This window comes from Leifsonia sp. RAF41 (assembly GCF_052114085.1).
In the GTDB taxonomy this organism is placed as follows: domain Bacteria; phylum Actinomycetota; class Actinomycetes; order Actinomycetales; family Microbacteriaceae; genus Leifsonia.
In genome coordinates this window covers 2,450,872-2,468,881 of the sequence record NZ_JBFREB010000001.1, presented here as the reverse complement: position 1 = coordinate 2,468,881, position 18,010 = coordinate 2,450,872, and the positions used below count along the sequence as shown (strand labels likewise).

Here is an 18,010-nt window from a genome sequence, read left to right as displayed (position 1 = left end):
AGGTTCCCATGCCAACCGGCAAGGTCAAGTTCTACGACGACGAGAAAGGCTTCGGCTTCATCAGCTCCGATGACGGCCAGGAAGTCTTCCTGCACGCCTCGGCGCTCCCCGCCGGCGCCGTCGTGAAGGCGGGAACCCGTCTCGAGTTCGGCATCGCCGACGGCAAGCGCGGAGCGCAGGCGCTCTCGGTGCGCGTGCTGGAGGCTCCGCCGAGCCTGACGAAGCTCAAGCGCAAATCGGCCGACGACATGGCGATCATCGTCGAAGACCTGGTGAAGCTGCTCGACGGCATCGGTGGCAACCTGCGCCGCGGCAAGTATCCCGACAAGGCGCACGGCGCGAAGATCGCGGCCGTGCTGCGCAAGGTCGCGGACGATTTGGATGCCTGAGCTGGGCGACGAGCGCGAGACCGACCCGGTCGAGGGTGGCGTCGAGGTGGAGGCTGAGGTCGTCGCTGAGGTCCAGACCGACGTCGAGGTCGAGAACGTCGTCGAGGCGCAGCCCGTCGCCGACGAGGTGCTTCTCGCGGCCACGCCGCTCGCGCTGAGCGCGCTCGCGGAGAACACACCCGAGGCCACCATCGGCGAGCCGCTCGGGCACATCGTCGAGGGTCCGCACACCCTGACGATGCTGTTCGAGGCGCGCATGTCCGGCTACCCGGGTTGGCGCTGGTCCGTGACACTCGGACGCGCCGACGACGATGCGGAGCCCACCGTCCTCGAGACCGAGCTCATGCCCGGCGACGGCGCGCTCCTCGCACCTGACTGGGTGCCGTGGTCGGAGCGGCTGGCCGACTACCAGGCCGCTCAGCAGGCGCTCGCCGCCCAGGCTGCGGAGGCCGGGGACGAGGACGCCGAGGGCGACGACTCGGACGAGGACGACGAGTCGTTCGACGACGGCGAGGACGACAGTGACGTGCACGACCTGCACGATGACGACGACCTGGACGGTGTGGACATCGACTCCGTGGACGTCGATGTCGACTTCGACGAGGTGACGGATGTCGACCCAGAGCTCGATCTCGCAGCGGAAGAGACTGCGGCGCTCGCGGACCCGGAGGATGAGTCCGACGACGACCAGTCCGATGACGACGACGATGACGACGATGACGACGAGTCGGATGATGACGACGAGTCGGATGATGACGACGAGTCGGATGATGACGACGAGTCTGACGACGACGACTCCGACGACCGGGAGTGACGCCTCCCCGCCGTCACCCGCCGTTCAGTGTCGTCGGGCGATGGTGAGGTAGCCCAGCCCCAGGATGCCGAGGACGATCCCGACGACGATCGTCCACATCCACGTGCCCGTTCCCACGCCGAAGACGAGCAGGACGACGAGCGCGATCACCCACAGCCCCAGCCCGACGAGCACGGCCCGCCGGTCATCCGTCTTCACGGGGACCGGGTCGGGCCGACGCTCGTCGTCGCGGAGCCAGAGGCGCACGGTGCTTCTCAGCCCAGTCGCTCGACGACGTACTCGATGCAGCCGATCAGCGCGCGCACATCCGCCGGCTCGATCGCGGTGAACGTCGCGACGCGCAGCTGGTTGCGGCCGAGCTTGCGGTACGGCTCCGTGTCGACGATGCCGTTGGCGCGCAGTGTCTTGGCGATGGCCGCCGCGTCGATCCGGTCGTCGAAGTCGATCGTGGCGACCACCTGGGAGCGGTGCGCGGGGTCGGCGACGAACGGCGTCGCGTAGTCGACTCCCTCTGCCCACTCGTACAGCGCGCCCGACGACTCGCGGGTGCGGGCGTCGGCCCAGGCGAGACCGCCGTTGCCGTTCATCCACTCCAGCTGGTTCTCGAGCAGCACGAGCGTCGCGATCGCGGGGGTGTTGAGCGTCTGGTTGAGGCGGGTGTTGTCGACCGCGTTCTTGATGCTCAGGAACTCGGGGATGTAGCGTCCGCTCGCCGCGATGCGCTCGACGCGCTCGAGGGCGGCGGGGGAGAAGAGCGCCAGCCACAGACCGCCGTCGGAGGCGAAGTTCTTCTGCGGCGCGAAGTAGTAAACGTCCGACTCGCTGACGTCGAAGTCGGCACCCCCCGCGGCGCTGGTCGCGTCGATCACCGTGAGCGCACCGTCGTCGCCGTGGACGCGGCGGACCGGGGCCATCACGCCGGTCGAGGTCTCGTTGTGCGGCCAGGCGTACACATCCACGCCCTCCACGACCTCGACCTCGCTGCGCGAACCGCCGGGTGCCTCGATCACGTGCGGGGCGTCGAGCCAGGGCGCGCCAGCCGCCTTGGCGAACTTGCCGCCGAACTCGCCGAAGACGAGGTTCTCGCTGCGCTTCTCGATCAGGCCGAAGGCTGCCGCATCCCAGAACGCCGTGGAGCCACCGTTGCCGATGACGACCTCGTAGCCGTCGGGCAGGCGGAACAGCTCGCCGAGACCCTCGCGCACGCGGCCGACGAGATTCTTGACTGGGGCCTGGCGGTGGGAGGTGCCGAGCAGCTCCGCGCCGGCGCCGGCGAGGTACGCGACCTGCTCGGGGCGGACCTTGGAGGGTCCGCATCCGAATCGACCGTCGGCGGGCAGCAGGTCAGAGGGGATCGTGACGTCCGGCATAACTGAAGTGTATTGGCTGTTGCACACCCAGGACGGCGCGCCGACGGCCCCCGTTCCCGCCTGTGCATTGCCGTCAGCCGCAGCAAGTAGGCTGATATCCGACATTCGCGCGCCGTCTTGTGGAGGGGTTCATGACCGACCTGATCGATACCACCGAGATGTATCTGCGCACCATCCTCGAGCTGGAGGAGGACAACATCGTCCCCCTCCGCGCACGCATCTCGGAGCGTCTCGGGCACTCCGGTCCGACCGTCTCGCAGACCGTCGGGCGCATGGAGCGCGACGGCCTGGTCGTCGTCTCGGGCGACCGTCACCTCGAGCTCACCGCTGAGGGCCGCCGCAAGGCCGTCAACGTCATGCGCAAGCACCGCCTGGCCGAGCGCCTGCTGAGCGACGTCATCGAGCTCGAGTGGGAGTACGTCCACGAAGAGGCCTGCCGCTGGGAGCACGTCATGAGCGAGCAGGTCGAGCGCAAGCTGCTGACCATGCTGGGTCACCCGACGGAGTCGCCGTACGGCAACCCGATCCCGGGGCTCGGCGACTTGGGCGCGGCCGATACCTCCGCATCCACTGAGAGCCTCGTCAACCTCGTCGACGCCGTGCGCGGCAGCGATTCCGGAGTCTCGGCGCGCATCCGCCGGCTCGGCGAGCCGGCCCAGGTCGACCCCGAACTCCTGCTCCAGCTCAAGCAAGCGGGCGTTATTCCGGGCTCGACCGGCACTTTCTCTGCGGCGGGTTCGTACGTCGCCGTCCAGATCGACGGGTTCGACGCTGGGCTGGAACTTCCGAACGAGCTCGCAGCGCACATCTTCGTCGACGCCTGAATCCCGTTACCATTTCGTTAAAAAGTGGTCCAAAAGATGTGACAAACACCCTCCTGTCCCGTAGTCTCTTACGAGTTCGAACGGGCCAGAAGCCGGCCCATCAGAACCCTGGATCGCGACGCTCCACCCCCCTTAGACCCGTCTCGTGATCCGTGAAGCCGAAGCCACCCAGCTTGGGACGGGGGCAGCATCCCTAGTGCTGCCGGAGCGCTGGAGGTCACACTTTGGCATCATCGAGCACGCACGGTCCTGACCAGGACCGCACGAACCCGAACCAGAGCCCTTCTTCGACCGTCTCGCGTCGCGCCCAGCGCACGACCCGCGAGACTACGGCGTCGTCCCGCCCGGCAGGGTCGCCGGCGCGCACCGTTGCGTCGACCACGGGAGCAACCGCAGCCCAGCAGCCGAAGAAGAAGCGCAGGGGCGGTTGGATCCTGAACGCCGGTGTCATCACCGTCGCCGCGGGCCTCGTCGCCACCATGTCTCTGCCTGCTTTCGCGTTCAACCCGAACGGCACCGACAGTGCCGCGTTCGGCCCGAGCGCCGCGGACGCCATGAAGAAGGCGCAGTCGCAGACCGTCGAGGTCGGCGGTGTCGCCTCCGCCGCTGTCAGCCGTGACACCGCATCCGCGACCACCGAGGAGCAGCTGAACGCGCAGAAGGCCGCCGTGGCTGCTGCTGCCGCCGCCGAGGCCGCTCGCCGCCAGGCCGCCATCCAGCTGACCAGCTACGCCACCCGCTCGAGCTCCGGCCCGTCGGTCTCCGACTTCCTGGCCAACCCGCCGTACCCGAACTTCAGCCTCGCGCAGGTGTTCTCGGTCGCCCAGCAGTACATCGGCACTCCGTATGTGTACGGTGGCGCCAGCCCCGCGGGCTTCGACTGCTCCGGTTACGTCATGTACGTGTACGCCCAGTTCGGCATCAACCTGCCGCACTCGGTGTCCGGGCAGGCCGCCATGGGCAAGCGCATCTCGATCGCGGACGCGCAGCCCGGCGACATCGTCATCATGTCCGGCCACGACGGCTTCTACGCCGGCAACGGAAACATCATGGATGCGCCCGACACCGGCCGCTCCATCTCCATCCGCCCGATCTGGACGAGCGACTACTACATCGTCCGACTGGGGATCTGAGGCCGGGCTCTCGAGCCTGACCGTCCGGTTTCCGACCGGTAAACACTCCGCACCACAGCACCCGAGCGGCGCGCCCCGAATAGGTGGCGCGCCGTTTCTGGGTTACCCTGGCGTTCTGACGCTGCGTGTCGCAGCCGCAGAATCGGAGGATCCGATGGCCGGAACGCGTTCCGCCGGGTCGCTGAGGGCGACCGGTTGGGACGAGCGCGGCCTGGAATTCCTCGCCTGCCGCCACCACTTCGAGGCCTGCCACCGCCTCCATGTGGCCTGCCACCACCATGCCGCTGCCATCCTGGGCGCTGTCCGCACGGACAGTGCCCTTTTTGTTTGCCGTTCTCTCCTCCCCCCGGAAGGTCGCAGATGAAAACACTGGTTCTGAACGCCAGCTACGAGCCGCTCGGCGTGATCTCGACGCGAAGAGCGGTCATGCTCGTTCTCGCCGGCAAAGCATCCACCATCGCGGGAAGCGGCGCCCAGTTACACAGCCGCTCGCTGGTGTTGGATGCGCCGAGCGTCGTCCTCCTGAACCAGTACATCCGCGTGCCGCACCGCCGCATCCCGCTCACCCGCAAGTCGGCGCTGGAACGCTACGGCCACGTCTGCGCCTACTGCGGCAAGTTCGGCGACACGCTCGACCACGTCATCCCGCGCGCCCGCGGCGGCACGCACACCTGGGACAACGTCGTCATCGCCTGCTTCCGCTGCAACAACGTCAAGTCGGACCGCATGCTCGCCGACCTCGGCTGGAAGCTCCCCTTCGAGCTGAAGGAGCCGCACCTCAACATGGCGTCGCTGATCAGCATGCGCTGGGACGACCCCAGCTGGGACGAGTACACCGAGCCCTGGCGGAGGCACGAGCTGCAATTGGCAGGGTGAGGCTTCGGTAGACTTGGGCCGCCAGCCTCTGTAGCTCAATGGAAGAGCAGTTCCGTCCTAAGGAAACGGTTGGGGGTTCGAGTCCCTCCAGGGGCACTTTTAAGGTGCGGTTAAATTGCTGGTCAGAGGCATAATCTGGGCATCGGATAACGTTTGCAATCCACGATTTGCCCACAATTTGCCCACAGGCATGCCGAAAACTCTACGAAACTCTAAGAGCAGCACTGCGATCTCATTGCGTGGGTTTGCGTCCGGAGGGTCGCTGAAAGCCGAGACCGGGTTCGCTCATCTGGGATGTTGTCGGCTGCCCCTCAGAAACCAAGCTCCAGAGCAATTCCGGAAGTCGCTGTTTCGAGTTCATCGTCAGCTCTTGCCGACGTCCGCCGCGATCTGCTTGATCGTGACACCTCCATCACGGCGTCGGCGACCGCGACGACATCGTCGCGGAACTCTGGAACAGGGAGCGGGCATCATGACATCCTCCCCGGTTAGCACCCCCCGGCACCAACGATCAGTTGTCACCAATTCCTTCCTCACGCCCGTCTGTTGATTGGTCTCGTGTCCGTCGTTCGCCGGGAGGGTTGGCGATAGTGTCAACAAGTCGTGCACGAAGCTTGCTGCGTAGGTAAGCATCGCGGCGAAATAAATACCAAGGTTTCGGTCAGCCGACTGACAGACTGCGTTTGTGCAAGAAAAGGATCTCGATAGCCCTCGAAAGCCTGGGCAGTTCAAGCCGGAGACGGTCGCCGCTGCCCTGGTCGATGCGGGAAGAGGCGAATCCCTCGAGGCTGTCGTCGATGCCGCGTGCGACATTGTGTACTTGCAGTGGGCCGAGGGATATCCGGCCGGCCCAAGTGACCAACTGAACGCGAGGCGGACATCCGACCCTCTTCGGAGCGTCAGCAGACATGTAGCGGAGCAAATCGCGGGTACTCTGAGCGGCTTCCAGCTGTCGTCGCGGGGCGAGTTCGCAGCGGTGTTTGAAGCGTTGCTAGCTCTGCGGACGTCCAACCTGTCGCGTGCAGGCCTCAGCTACTCGAGCAGACCTGAGCTGTCTCAGTTGATGGCAGCGCTTGTAGGGCCGGCACCAGTGGTGATGGATCCCGCCTGTGGCTTCGGCGGCACTCTGCTGGCAGCTGCGAGTACGAATTCCAGATCGATGTTGTACGGCGTCGACATCAGTGACAATGCTGCCCGAACGGCTTACCGCCGGTTGCGGCTAGCCGGCCATGACGCTGATATCCGGGTTCTTGACTGGCTAGATCGGCCGCGGGCAGAGCTGTGGGATGCGATTGTGGTTGAGCCTCCTTTCGGAGGAAAATTGACTTCGGCTCGCGAAGGTGAAGGCATCCCGACTTACACCGACGCTCTTTGGTTACAAAGCGTTGCGGAATCGCTGACGCGCGAGGGACGGGCGGTGATTTTACTGCCCGATGGTGTCGCGTTCCGTGGTCAGGATTCATCCATGACAGTTGAGCATCTGCTTACGAACGGACTCGTGGAAGCCGTTATCTCCATGCCCACCGGAGCGGTTCTCGGGAGCAACATTGGCACTTGCATGTGGGTGCTACGCGGGGAACGCGATGTGAGCAAAGCCGGCAATGTGCTTCTCGTCAACGCACGGGCTCAGGGGCAAGACCGTGGGGGCTCGCGTCGATACGACGAGATTCTAAGAGCCGTAAATCCTTGGCTGGAAAACAGCGCCGTCTCGGACGTCCCGGAGTGGTACGCGCGGCCGGTCCACGAATCGACGCTCATCGACGTGCAGGATGTCACTCCGCAGCGCCACTTGATTCCTCCTCCTGAAACGGCGACACCGCGTCCAGAGGCGCCCGGATTGCTCCTGACGGAACTCCGCCTGGCGTCCTTCAAGAGTGTCGGGCCACCCGTTAGCATCCCGTTGAAACCGCTAACTCTCATTTACGGCAAGAACTCCGCTGGGAAATCATCCCTGATCCAATCAATCTTGCTGCTCAAGCAATCTATTGCGGCGGGACGGCTATCTGCCAGTGGGCCGTTGATCGACCTTGGCAGTGTGGCGGGGCTGGCTCACAATCATTTGGCTGGCGTCCCGATTCGCATTGGATTGTCGTTCGCTTCGTCGCTGGATATCGATTCCGCTCTCGCACTCCCGAATCCGCGCGAACTTCGCAAAGTAGACTTCGAGTTTCTGGCGTCTCCAGAACGGCATGAGCATGAGCTGCGCCAGCTGCAGATCGGGATGGGAGAAGGGCGGTTTCGCTGGCATCCGATCAAGGACGACTTCGCGGTGCTGCGCGTGCCGGTCGACGAGCTGGCGCAAATGGCGGCGTTGGCGTATGAAGAACATTCCGTCTACCCGCCCCGAAAGGGTTCCACTGCTCAAGCAGGCGCAGTGCGGCGCGAACTCCTACGGATGGGATTCGAACACGTCGATTTCATGTTGGACCGGCTACTTGTCGGGCCTCCGACGCCTCAAACACTGGCTGAGATTCGACACCGAAGTAGCGGTTCTTCCCGTATTGGACGCGTGGAGGGAGCTCTCCGGACTGTCGCAAACCTGTTCGGTGCTGTCGGTCAGGAGCTAGAAGCACTCCTCTCGCGGGTGGCGTATCTTGGACCACTTCGTGAGGCGCCATCTCGTATTCGGGTTCGCTCGAGCAACACCGCGGGGCTAGATGTACCGTTCTTTCTCCTTGACAATACGTCTGAGCGAGCTGAAGTGTCCGAACGCCTGCACCTACTTGGTATGCCCTACGACCTGGACGCCGTCAGAGTGTCGACAGATGTAGATCCGACACTCTTCGGTGACCTCGCTGCTCTAGTCCTGACCGACACTCGCACTGGCACACGACTTAGTCCTGCTGATGTGGGCTTCGGGATATCGCAGGTGCTGCCTATTGTGACTGAACTGTCGGCGCGATCGCGCTCTTTGATCTTGATCGAGCAGCCGGAAATCCACCTTCATCCCGCGATGCAAGCGGACTTGGCGGACTTGCTTATGGAGTCGGCTGATGCGCGCGGAAGGTCCAACCAGATCATCGCTGAGACCCACAGCGAGAACATCATTCTCCGCGTTCAACGACGAATTCGGGAAGGCGCCTTTCGAGCTTCCGACGTTGCAGTGATATATGTGGATCAGGACCCGAATGGTGAAGCTCTCGTGAGTGAGCTTCGCTTGGACGAAGACGGAGACTTCACCGACGCCTGGCCCCATGGTTTTTTCGTGGAGCGATTCGACGACGTGTTTGGGCTTTCCTCGTGATTGTCGATGTAGCCCTTTCGCCAGGATCGCTCGACGATATTTCGGAGCGGGTCGCGGGGGAATATTCGCGTGGGGTTCAAAGACTTCTAATCGAGCGTCTGCGGAGTCACGGTGCCCTGGTGTGGGCGTCGCGAAGGGAATTGACCGCCACGTTGGACCTCATCCGTGCTGGTGACGGCCTAACGGAGGGCGAGAAGAAAGAGTGGTCGGATCTACTCATTTGGTTGAAGCAGGGTGGCCGGGTAAGACTCTCCGTCGACAGCGACGACTGTGCGCTTGAATCGCTCACGCGCTGGTCGCCTTCGGTAGAAAGCTCCTTTGCGGGTCGACCGATAGTGGCGATTCTGTCGCAGCGCATCTTCGGTCGCCTCTTTCCCGACGCGCAGGAAGGGCTGGTCGCTACATCCTCGGATTTCGAGGTCGCCACCGGAGCAATGGCTCCGTTTGCCTCGCCGTTCGCCAGGCTACAGGCCTTGGCCGACCTGGAAGCTTATCCCCCTGGGACTCAGAGGGAGGACATCTGGCAACAGCTCCTTGCTCCGCTAGCCGCTCGGAGTAAGCAGGTCACGATTTTTGACCGATACGCGTTCGCCGAGCTGTTTCGTCGAAGACAAAGCGGAAGTTCCGAACCGGAACATTTGGAATGGTTGCTCAAGAAGCTCGACAGCCACGCCCCTCGAGGAACGGTGGTCAAAGTCTTTGGCTCCGTAGGATACGGTCACGGCGGCTCAGCTGTGCCCCAGCCTCCTGGACAAATTGCGGCGGCCCTATTACAGCGGATGCCGACCCGCCTCACGCGACTCGCAGGAGTGGAACTACACACCCTGACTGGAATTCATGCCCATCCGCATGACCGCCACATCTCGTTCGGTAGTACATTCGGGCTCGAGCTCCCGTCGGGCCTTGACCGTCTCGCCAAAACCCAAATCAGCCACACGTTTTCCTTCGGGTACAAATGGCGGGAAGGTCAATTACAGGCGCTCCGAGATCGCGAGATTGCCGTCGCCCTGGCACGGCCGAGGGTCACAAGCGTCTATGCATAGAAATGACGACAATCGGAACCGTCGTCAGAAGTGCCATATCAGTTGGCCTCATAAGATCTCCTGGTGAGAGCTTCCACGTGTTCCCACTTTGATTCATCGCTTACACGTAGCTCTAGGTCTCCGGTGCCGAAGTGTCCGATTTTGGACACGTCGCGGGCGAATCCATCCTCGAGCTGAATGGACTTTGGGTCCAGTTTCAAATAAATGAGCAAGTTGCCAGATGACGGGTGGACTTCGACGCAGGCGAAGTTCTTCAGCCGTCGGAAGGCGAAGTAGAGAGACCGTTCGTTCTTTACGACATCGTCTCCGAGCGATAGGGCAAAGAGCTCGAATCGATGGTAGAGCGCAGCGAGGGCGCTGTCCGCCTGCGCGAGGAGCTGCGCGACTGTTTTCGACTTCGGACGGTCGGTCTGGGGTGCCGCTGCGTTTCGTCTCGGTTGAGGCGACTGTCCAAGCGCCGCATCCGAAGTAACAGACGTCACGAGTTCGATCGCGAGAAGCCCCGAACCGAAATCCCGATAACGAACCAGCTCGACGTTTCGGTTGATCTGACGTACAGCGTGCTCGTCGTAGCGAGTGAAATCGTTGGCCACACAGATGAGTCGCGGCGCCGACCAATCAATCGCCTCCGCGACGTCCGTACCGAGGGCCTTCAGGACAAGGAGCTGGAACTCCGCTCGATGGTCCATCAACCAGTCGAGATAGAACAGACCCTGGTTAATGACGTTCTCGTTCGTTGTGCGCTTGTACTCGAAAATGACCGGTGAGCCGTTTTCGTCAAGGCCGAGGGAATCGATTCGTCCGCGATGGATCTTGCCGGTTGAGTACTCAGTCGCCAAGAATCTGACGGCGAACATTGTCGACATGTTCTGCTCGATCACGACTTGCAGATCGCGCTCGAGCGCCACCGTCCCAGAGGCGAGCTCGAGAGCTTTACCTCCCTCAACCTTGAAGAGTTTGAGGTCACTCACGAGACTCGATCAACCTCCGCGGCTGCTTCCCGCAGCTTCTCGTACAGACCAGCGCGAAGCAGAATCCTCGTCAGCTGGTTCAAGTCTTCGAGTTGCATGACTGCGTTACTGGCTCGTTCGAGGCCTTCGCCGGCGGTGTAGCGGATCTCGTCGAGTTCGGCTGGGATCGTTGGTGAGCTGGCGAAGTCGGCTTCGGTGTTTGACATCGCCTGGGCTTGCAGGCGAGGGTTGTTGACCGTGTGGCGGAAGAAGGACTCGAAGGCGGTGACCTGGTCTTCCTCCGCAAGCCCGGACCCGCTGAAGAGCTCGTTGATCTGGGCGATGATCTCGCTCAGCCATCCGTACTTCGTTTCCCGTGCTTGACCGGAGCCGGCGCTGGTGAGCCCAGTCAGATCCCCAGCTTGGCCTGAAGTCAGGTGCAGGTTGCGGGCGTCTTGGCGGCGGAGTCGGTAGTGGGTCAGCACGACGTCGTCGAGGTTGAGCACGCGGGCGTCGTCGGTCTCGTTCTCGATCACGTTGCGGTAGACGCGGAGGAAGATCGCCCACTTTTCCACGCGCGTGTCGCCGTAGTTGATGATCTGAGAGAGGAAGTCGTAAGCGCGCACGAACGCGTTCACTGTCCCGCGGAAGTCTTGCAAACGGGAGAGTTCGAGATCATCGCCAGCCTCTTCGGCGGCGCGCCACCGGTCCCAGAACAGGTCCCGGGAGGTCTTCACGCGCGAGTAGAGCGCATTGTGGCTGTTGTTGGTCAGCCAGGCTTCCACGACTCGGGCGACGTCGTGCTCGTCGATGATGTGCATGCCTTCGAGCTTGCCCAGCATGTCGTGGATGACGTCCGGGTCGGACGGGGTCTCGAGTTGAGCGTCCTCGTAATACACCTGGAACGCCTCCAGGATGTCGGCCGGGTCGTTGACGAAGTCGACGATATACGTGTTCTCTTTGCCAGGGATCACCCTGTTCAACCGAGAGAGTGTCTGCACTGCCGTGATGCCCGAGAGCTTCTTGTCGACGTACATGCCGACCAGCAGCGGCTGGTCAAAGCCGGTCTGGAACTTATTCGCCACGATCATGACCTGGTACGTGTCGCCCGCGAACGCCTTTTCCAACGACCGGCCGAACAGGCTTGGATTCAGATTGGTTTCGGTGAATTCCTCAGGTCCCGAGTCTGGATCGAACACGCTTCCAGAGAACGCCACCAGGGTGCCGAGGTCCTCGGCAAGATCGTTTTCGGCCAGATATTCGTCGATGGCGAGCTTGTACCGCACTGCCTCCTTCCGTGAGGCGGTGACCACCATTGCCTTCGCCCGGCCGCCGAGTTCGGATTGCACGTTCGCGCGGAAGTGCTCAACGATGACAGCGACCTTCTGAGTGATGTTGTACGGGTGCAACCGCACCCAACGCATCAGTTCGCTATTCGCCTTCTGCTTATCCACCTCGACATCGCCGTTCTCGGTCTTCGCGTGGGCGACGTTGAAGGCGAGGTCGTACGGCATGTAGTTCTTCAGCACGTCAAGGATGAAGCCTTCTTCGATTGCCTGCTTCATCGAGTACAGGTCGAACGGTCCCGGCTGCCCGGTCGAAGGATCGGGGCGACCGAACAGCTCGAGCGTCTTGCCCTTCGGAGTGGCGGTGAAGGCAAGGAATGAGATGGTGCCCACGCCGACCTTGCGTGCCATCAGGTCCGTCAGGACATCCTCAGCGTCGACCTCGCCGTCGTCGGAGTCGACGGCGCCCGCGGTCAGCAACTGCTTTAGCGATGCGGCCGCCTCTCCCGACTGTGAGGAATGCGCCTCGTCAGCAATCACCGCGTACTTCTTGCCGCGCAGGCTTTCGTTGCCCGCGATCGCGTCGAGCGAGTGCGGGAAGGTCTGCAATGTCACGCCGATGATCTGCTTGCCCGCAAGTAGCGCCTCCGTGAGCTGCTTGGACTTGGATGCGTCGCCGCCGTTGGTGATCGGCTGGAAAACTCCAGGAGTCGTTTCGAGCTGCTCGACCGCTCGCCGTAACTGCCCGTCCAGCACCTGCCGATCGGAGACGACTATTATCCCGTCGAAGACCTTCGACCCGTCCTCTCGGTGCAGCGATGCCATCCGGTGCGCAGCCCACGCGATCGAGTCGGTCTTGCCCGACCCAGCGGAGTGCTGGATCAGGTAGTTGTGGCCCGGGCCTTCAACGCGGGCTGCCATCTCGAGCTTGGTGACGGCACGCCACTGGTGGTACCTCGGGAACCGCAGGGACTTCGCGTAACTGACAGCGCCCGTAATCGGGTCCTGTCGGTCCTCGAACCTGTAATGCACGAAGCGGCCAAGGATGTCCAACCAGGTGTCTCGGTGGAGGGTCTCCTCCCAGAAGTAAGCGGTCGGGCTTGTGCCGGGGATCGGGGGGTTACCGGCGCCGTTGTTGCGGCCGCGGTTGAAGGGAAGGAAGAAGGTGTTCGCTCCGTCCAGCTTGGTTGTCATGTAAACCAGCTCATTCGACACCACGAAATGTACGAGTGCGCCGCGACCGAATTCCAGCAACGGCTCGCCTGTGGGGTGCCGGTCCTGCGCGTACTGGTTGAGTGCCGCCTTTGCGTTTTGAGTCAGATCGGTCTTCAACTCCACTGTCGCCACAGGGATGCCGTTAACGAACAGGACGAGGTCCAGCCGGTTGCCATTGCGATTCGAATACTCGACCTGCCGCATCACGCGTAGCCGATTTGCCCCGTACCGGGCCCGCGTCGCCTTGTTGATCGAGGTCGCGGGTCGTCCCTGGAAAAGACTGAATTTCGCAGGCGTCACAGCAACCGAACGCTTGAGGACGTTCAGCGTCCCGCCACTGTTCATCGGATCCGTCGATGCGACTTTCGCCACACGGTCGAGCAGACGCTCCACGGTCTGAGTGCGCTGTATTCCAGACGTCTCGGACTTCAGAACCTTTGCCAACTCCTCCGGCTGTGTTTCTCTCAGCCAGGCGAGCAGATCGGCGGGAAAAAGGGCGCGCTCACGGTCGTAGCCATCGTCGTTCGGCGAGTACAACCAGCCGTGCGCGGCCAGGTACTCGCAAAGCTCCGTCTCGAACTCATCCTCGTGCTGGATTCCCATCGACTACGCCCCCCTCACGAGCTCACGCGTCTCATTCTTTCCGGTGACCGCCCTCGAAATCAGAGCGGAGCGCCGCTCGCGCATCAGGCTGATCGCTTCTGCGCCATCTGCGATTGCTTCATCGATGTCGGCGAGTGCGGCGTCGAGGAACTGGACGACCTCTTTTAGCTGGTCTAGCGGCGGAAGAGCGAATCGGATGGACTTGATGTCGTCGACATTGATTCGCTTGAAGGTAGACCCAACTGCCGCAGTCGCGAATGCATCAATGCCGACCTTTGATTGCATCACGTAGCGCAGGAACGTCGTCCTTTTCTGTTGAAGGCCATCGCGGATGAGTGATACGTCCTGGCCAAGGGCGAAAGCGCCGAGGCCTTCGGGCACAAGAGATGATTGTCCTACGCTTGCGTTCCTGCTGAGAATCAGGTCGAAGGGCCGCGGCTGCCGGCCACCTTCGGTGAGGGCTAAGAAGTAGAGCTCAGATGTGCGTTTTGCGTGATCGAGTGAGACGTAGGTCTCACCTATCTCGCGAATCGACGCCACAGGGAAGTCGCCGTCAGGCACGAACTCAGCCGTTATGTGCTTGCAATCCAGTACATCGAAGACGCGACGGACCGTCGCAACAGACCAGTCAATGGGAATCTTCCCGATAGATGCGTTGCCGCTGTCTTTCAGTGGAACGCTCGAGTCAAGTCCCCTGGTGACCGCACGCGTGATGATCGCGGAGCGACGCTCGCTTAGTAGCCGGATGAGTTCCTCCTGGTCTCGGATGAACTCGTCGATCTCTGCGGTCCCTCGGTCCAGGACGTCGGCGATCGACTGCTGGATGTGCAGAGGAGGAAGAACAATTGGGAACGCCATTAGATCGGATCGACTCATCTGCAACGAGTTTGGTCGGATGCCGGTGAGCAGAGCAGTGTAGCCGCTGACGTAAATGGACGAACGAAGTAGGTAGTGCGCGAACCGTGGGTCGATTTGGTCATTGATCCAATAGGCCCTGTACGCCGGGCTCACGTGGCCGAGGAACTTTGACACGCCGAGGCCCGCGTAGTTGAGCCACATGGTGTTGATGACGAGCTGACCTGGTCGCACCACTCTGTAATTTTCCAGGTCAGCGTCTGCTCGGCGCTGGTTCTCGTCTTCATAGTGGCGGGGCTCTACGCCTCGGAATCCGGAAACTGAAAGCATTTCGCCGACCGGAGCGCCACCGTTTACCTCCGAGGACTCGCGGAACAGGTGGCGAAACTTTGATATTTTCCAAGCCGCCGGGATAGGCCCAAGCCAGGGGATCCCCGATTCCGCGAACTCTGTGGTGTCGCCCGCTTTGGTCTCCGGGATCATCGCTCGATCTGCTCCAACCGGGCGCGAATTCGGCCCAGCACTGTCTCTAGGTCAGCGTCGATCTCATCCAGGGGGCGCGGAGAAACGTACTGGTAGAAGTGGCGCGTGAACGGAATCTCGGCGCCTTCCTTGGTCTTCGACTCATCAATCCAAGCGCCTGTCACGAACGGCCGGACTTCGCGGTCAAAGTATGCGTGGATGTCTTCGCTCCAGGGAACGTTCTCGGTGTCGCGCAGGGTGCTGTCCGATTCCGGGCGCCCCTTGGCGTCTGAGCAGACCTCTGCAGTGTCGTCTTGCTCGCTCAGTGCCGCGAGGACCGCCTTCAGTACGGGCGTCGCGATGGCAATGCCGGTCGCTGCGAACACTCGTCTGAGCTCTTCCTGGAAGTCGCGACGGTTCTTCCACAGCCGAGTTTGGTCGATGCTTTTCAGTGCGAGGCGCAGGTACTCCTTGTCGACATCGCTGAGTTTGGCAACCGCGTTCTCTTCGAACACTGCTGCGATGCGATCCGGAGTGGCTGCGAAGTTTAGCCGCAGTGGCCGGTCGACTGTGATCGTCCGGTAAAGGAACACCTCTCGCTCGAAAATCTTTGAGCCAGGTGCCTCGGCGAATTCGCCGTAAAGGCGAACGACGTCGGCGATGTCACTTCGCCCGAGTTCGTTGCGTTTGGAGCCGAGACCCTTACGCATCTTTTGGAACTTCTTGCTTCCATCGATCAGCTGCACTTTGCCGGCTCGGCTTGGGTGCTTGTCGGTGGTGAGGACCCAGATGTAGGTGGCGATGCCGGTGTTGTAGAACATGTCGGGTGGAAGGGCGATGATCGCCTCGAGGTAGTCGCGCTCGAGGATCCACTGCCGGATGTTCGACTCGCCGGAGCCGGCACCGCCAGTGAAGAGGGGGCTGCCGTTGAGGACGATTGCGGCTCGTCCGCCGGCGGAGTCGGCGCTCTTCGGGCGCATCTTAGAGATCAGGTGCAGCAGGAACAGCATCGACCCATCGGATACGCGGGGAAGCCCTGGTCCGAAGCGGCCGGCAAAACCTCGTAGGTTGTGTTCCTCGGTGATGTGCCTCTGCTGCTTCTTCCAGTCCACACCGAACGGGGGATTGGACAAGCAGTAGTTGAATGTCGCGCTCTGATGTCCGTCGTTGAGAAGGGTGTCACCGAAGACGATCGCGTCCACTGACTGGCCTTTCACGGTCATGTCGGCTTTGCAGATGGCGTAGGACTGCGGGTTGATCTCCTGGCCGGCCAGGGTGAGTGTCGCTGTCGGGTTCATCGCCCGAATGTGATCTTCCGCCACCGACAACATGCCGCCGGTGCCGGCGGTGGGGTCATAAATGGAACGGACAACGTTCGGCTTCGACAACGCATCGGCGTCGGGGGCGAGGAGGATGTCCACCATCAGTTCGATGACGTCGCGTGGGGTGAAGTGTTCACCCGCTGTCTCGTTGGAGGCTTCCGCGAATTTGCGGATGAGCTCCTCGAAGATGTGCCCCATCTCTTCGTTGGGCACAGCTTGCGGGGAGAGGTCTACCTCGGCGAAGCGCTGGGCCACCAGAAACAGCAGCCCGGCGTCGGCGAGCTCGGCGAACCGGTCGCTGATCTTGTACTTGTCGAAGATGTCTTTGACGTTCTCGGAGAACCCGCCCACGTAGTCGAGCAGGTTCTCTGTGATGTTCTCCGGGTCGCCAAGGACCGACCGAAGGTGGTAGCGGGAGGTGTTGAAGAACGAGTACTGGTGTCCCGCGCGTGCCTTCAAGAGGGCCGGACGAACGGGGACGTCCTTCGCGCGTGCGTCTTCGACGACCTCCAGTACCCGTGATTTGTTCGGCGCGAGCACCGCATCCAGTCGGCGTAGCACTGTGAACGGCAGGATGATGTCGCCGTACTGGTGTGCTTTGAAGCTGCCGCGCAGGAGATCCGCGATTGACCAGATGAAGGTTGCGTGGTTGTTGCTCAAGCTCGGGAAGCCTTTCGGTGAGTTGCCTTGCCTCTCTTAGTTTGGCAACGCCCCATCACACACGCTATCGCCCCTTCGGGGCGTACGAAGCGAAGTCATGCGGTACTTGTGGAGCTGCCAGGCGCGACCGCTCGGCCGGCTATGGAACGACGGGCCACGCGGGGCGGTCTCGCTCAATCCTCTTCCCACGCCTTGCGCACTAATCGCTCGAAGAAGTCACTTCTAGCTACGTCAGCATCCACTAGGGCTTTCCGCGCGGCTTCCGCACGATGCGAATCCCTCGCAGTCTCAATCGCCGAACGAGTCCTTAGCCCGACTGGATCGAAGCCGCCCGCTCTTGCGTGTTCCACGTACCGTCGAAGTCGCGACGCCTTGAGTTCGCGCCAGCGAGTGCTCCATTGTTCGTGGTCATCCGCCAAGAGAATCGGCTCGTCGGGCATTACGCGGCCCACCATAATTGACATGAGCAGGGCCCGGTTCTCCTCCGACGCCGGATGAAGGTGCTTGGCTGTCTTTGCTCGATGGCAATCCCCGCATAGTAGCTGGAGATTGTCCACCTCGTTTGAGTTTCCGGAGATGTGGTCCACCTCGACTCCGGCCCGTCCGCACGCCTGGCATAGGCCGCCGGCGCGATTCACCACGTGCGCTCGCGCGCTCGGGCTCACTTGGCGTCCAAGCGAGCGATAGCCGCCGATGAGCAGAAAGGCGTTTCGAGTGCTGATCGCTTCCTTCACCGCCGGGTCGTTGATCCGACCGTCTCGGAACGCGCCCCGCATATAACGGACGTGCCCGGCAATCTCGTTACACCAACTGCTGCAGAAGAGCGCGTCTTCCAGCTCGGGCAGCTCGTCAAGGCAGTTCGCGCAGTGGTCGTCGAGGAAGTAACGCGCATGAGGAGCGTCGACGAGGAAGGGATGCGGCCCCATGCGGCCAACCTAGCGAAAATGGACTTCGTGCCTCAAGG

At 62.3% G+C, this 18,010-nt stretch carries 14 protein-coding genes and 1 tRNA gene; 8 read left to right on the top strand and 7 right to left on the bottom strand.

The genetic code is table 11. The features are described 5' to 3' along the window. The first annotated feature begins 8 nt into the window (after positions 1 to 8). Together AB4Y74_RS11875 and AB4Y74_RS11870 are read left to right on the top strand one after the other, a co-directional pair. The gene (locus tag AB4Y74_RS11875; RefSeq protein ID WP_374009868.1) at positions 9 to 389 is read left to right on the top strand and encodes a cold-shock protein; all 381 of its coding nucleotides are present in this window, start codon (positions 9 to 11) and stop codon (positions 387 to 389) included. Continuing rightward, entirely contained in the window at positions 382 to 1,203 is an 822-nt protein-coding gene (locus AB4Y74_RS11870; protein ID WP_441799281.1) for a DUF3027 domain-containing protein, read from the top strand. Before AB4Y74_RS11875 ends, AB4Y74_RS11870 begins: the two co-directional genes overlap by 8 nt. A gap of 24 nt (positions 1,204 to 1,227) precedes the next feature. On the opposite strand, the gene AB4Y74_RS11865 is transcribed toward AB4Y74_RS11870, so the two are convergent. Then, a complete protein-coding gene (locus AB4Y74_RS11865; RefSeq protein ID WP_441799280.1) occupies positions 1,228 to 1,449 on the bottom strand; it encodes a DUF2530 domain-containing protein in 222 nt (73 codons plus the stop codon). 8 nt (positions 1,450 to 1,457) lie between these two features. Beyond that, positions 1,458 to 2,573 carry a phosphoserine transaminase gene (gene serC / locus AB4Y74_RS11860; protein WP_441799279.1) on the bottom strand — a complete coding sequence of 372 codons (1,116 nt, stop codon included), beginning with the start codon at positions 2,571 to 2,573 and terminating at the stop codon, positions 1,458 to 1,460. A 131-nt stretch (positions 2,574 to 2,704) separates the two neighbouring features. Between serC and AB4Y74_RS11855 the strand changes: the two genes are divergently transcribed. The 6 genes from AB4Y74_RS11855 to AB4Y74_RS11830 all read left to right on the top strand — a co-directional run bounded on the left by AB4Y74_RS11855 (position 2,705) and on the right by AB4Y74_RS11830 (position 9,693). Then, complete coding sequence (locus AB4Y74_RS11855; protein WP_441799278.1) at positions 2,705 to 3,397, top strand: metal-dependent transcriptional regulator; 693 nt, start codon at positions 2,705 to 2,707, stop codon at positions 3,395 to 3,397. A 224-nt stretch (positions 3,398 to 3,621) separates the two neighbouring features. Continuing rightward, positions 3,622 to 4,530, top strand: a complete 909-nt coding sequence (locus tag AB4Y74_RS11850) for a C40 family peptidase (RefSeq protein WP_441799277.1) — start codon at positions 3,622 to 3,624, stop codon at positions 4,528 to 4,530. 360 nt (positions 4,531 to 4,890) lie between these two features. After that, on the top strand, positions 4,891 to 5,406 hold the full coding sequence (locus AB4Y74_RS11845; protein WP_441799276.1) for an HNH endonuclease: 516 nt from the start codon (positions 4,891 to 4,893) through the stop codon (positions 5,404 to 5,406). A gap of 24 nt (positions 5,407 to 5,430) precedes the next feature. Continuing rightward, positions 5,431 to 5,502, top strand: a tRNA-Arg gene (locus tag AB4Y74_RS11840). 589 nt (positions 5,503 to 6,091) lie between these two features. Next, complete coding sequence (locus AB4Y74_RS11835) at positions 6,092 to 8,650, top strand: N-6 DNA methylase (protein ID WP_441799275.1); 2,559 nt, start codon at positions 6,092 to 6,094, stop codon at positions 8,648 to 8,650. Then, positions 8,647 to 9,693: a hypothetical protein gene (locus tag AB4Y74_RS11830; protein WP_441799274.1), complete on the top strand. Its 1,047-nt coding sequence runs from the start codon at positions 8,647 to 8,649 to the stop codon at positions 9,691 to 9,693. The genes AB4Y74_RS11835 and AB4Y74_RS11830 overlap by 4 nt, the downstream gene beginning before the upstream one ends. Before the next feature lie 38 nt (positions 9,694 to 9,731). On the opposite strand, the gene AB4Y74_RS11825 is transcribed toward AB4Y74_RS11830, so the two are convergent. The 5 genes from AB4Y74_RS11825 to AB4Y74_RS11805 form a co-directional block, all read right to left on the bottom strand. After that, entirely contained in the window at positions 9,732 to 10,664 is a 933-nt protein-coding gene (locus AB4Y74_RS11825; RefSeq protein ID WP_441799273.1) for a DUF5655 domain-containing protein, read from the bottom strand. Next, entirely contained in the window at positions 10,661 to 13,747 is a 3,087-nt protein-coding gene (locus AB4Y74_RS11820) for a type I restriction endonuclease subunit R (RefSeq protein ID WP_441799272.1), read from the bottom strand. The genes AB4Y74_RS11825 and AB4Y74_RS11820 overlap by 4 nt, the downstream gene beginning before the upstream one ends. Positions 13,748 to 13,750: 3 nt before the next feature. Further along, complete coding sequence (locus AB4Y74_RS11815; protein WP_441799271.1) at positions 13,751 to 15,085, bottom strand: restriction endonuclease subunit S; 1,335 nt, start codon at positions 15,083 to 15,085, stop codon at positions 13,751 to 13,753. Beyond that, complete coding sequence (locus tag AB4Y74_RS11810) at positions 15,082 to 17,046, bottom strand: type I restriction-modification system subunit M (protein WP_441799270.1); 1,965 nt, start codon at positions 17,044 to 17,046, stop codon at positions 15,082 to 15,084. Before AB4Y74_RS11810 ends, AB4Y74_RS11815 begins: the two co-directional genes overlap by 4 nt. 173 nt (positions 17,047 to 17,219) lie before the next feature. Next, positions 17,220 to 17,972, bottom strand: a complete 753-nt coding sequence (locus AB4Y74_RS11805; protein WP_441799269.1) for an HNH endonuclease — start codon at positions 17,970 to 17,972, stop codon at positions 17,220 to 17,222. Positions 17,973 to 18,010: the final 38 nt, after the last annotated feature.

Coding starts and splice junctions, on each gene's coding strand:
- AB4Y74_RS11875 (WP_374009868.1), top strand. CDS start 9: ATGCCAACCGGCAAGGTCAAGTTCTACGACGACGAGAAAGGCTTCGGC.
- AB4Y74_RS11870 (WP_441799281.1), top strand. CDS start 382: ATGCCTGAGCTGGGCGACGAGCGCGAGACCGACCCGGTCGAGGGTGGC.
- serC (WP_441799279.1), bottom strand. CDS start 2,573: ATGCCGGACGTCACGATCCCCTCTGACCTGCTGCCCGCCGACGGTCGA.
- AB4Y74_RS11855 (WP_441799278.1), top strand. CDS start 2,705: ATGACCGACCTGATCGATACCACCGAGATGTATCTGCGCACCATCCTC.
- AB4Y74_RS11845 (WP_441799276.1), top strand. CDS start 4,891: ATGAAAACACTGGTTCTGAACGCCAGCTACGAGCCGCTCGGCGTGATC.
- AB4Y74_RS11820 (WP_441799272.1), bottom strand. CDS start 13,747: ATGGGAATCCAGCACGAGGATGAGTTCGAGACGGAGCTTTGCGAGTAC.
- AB4Y74_RS11815 (WP_441799271.1), bottom strand. CDS start 15,085: ATGATCCCGGAGACCAAAGCGGGCGACACCACAGAGTTCGCGGAATCG.
- AB4Y74_RS11805 (WP_441799269.1), bottom strand. CDS start 17,972: ATGGGGCCGCATCCCTTCCTCGTCGACGCTCCTCATGCGCGTTACTTC.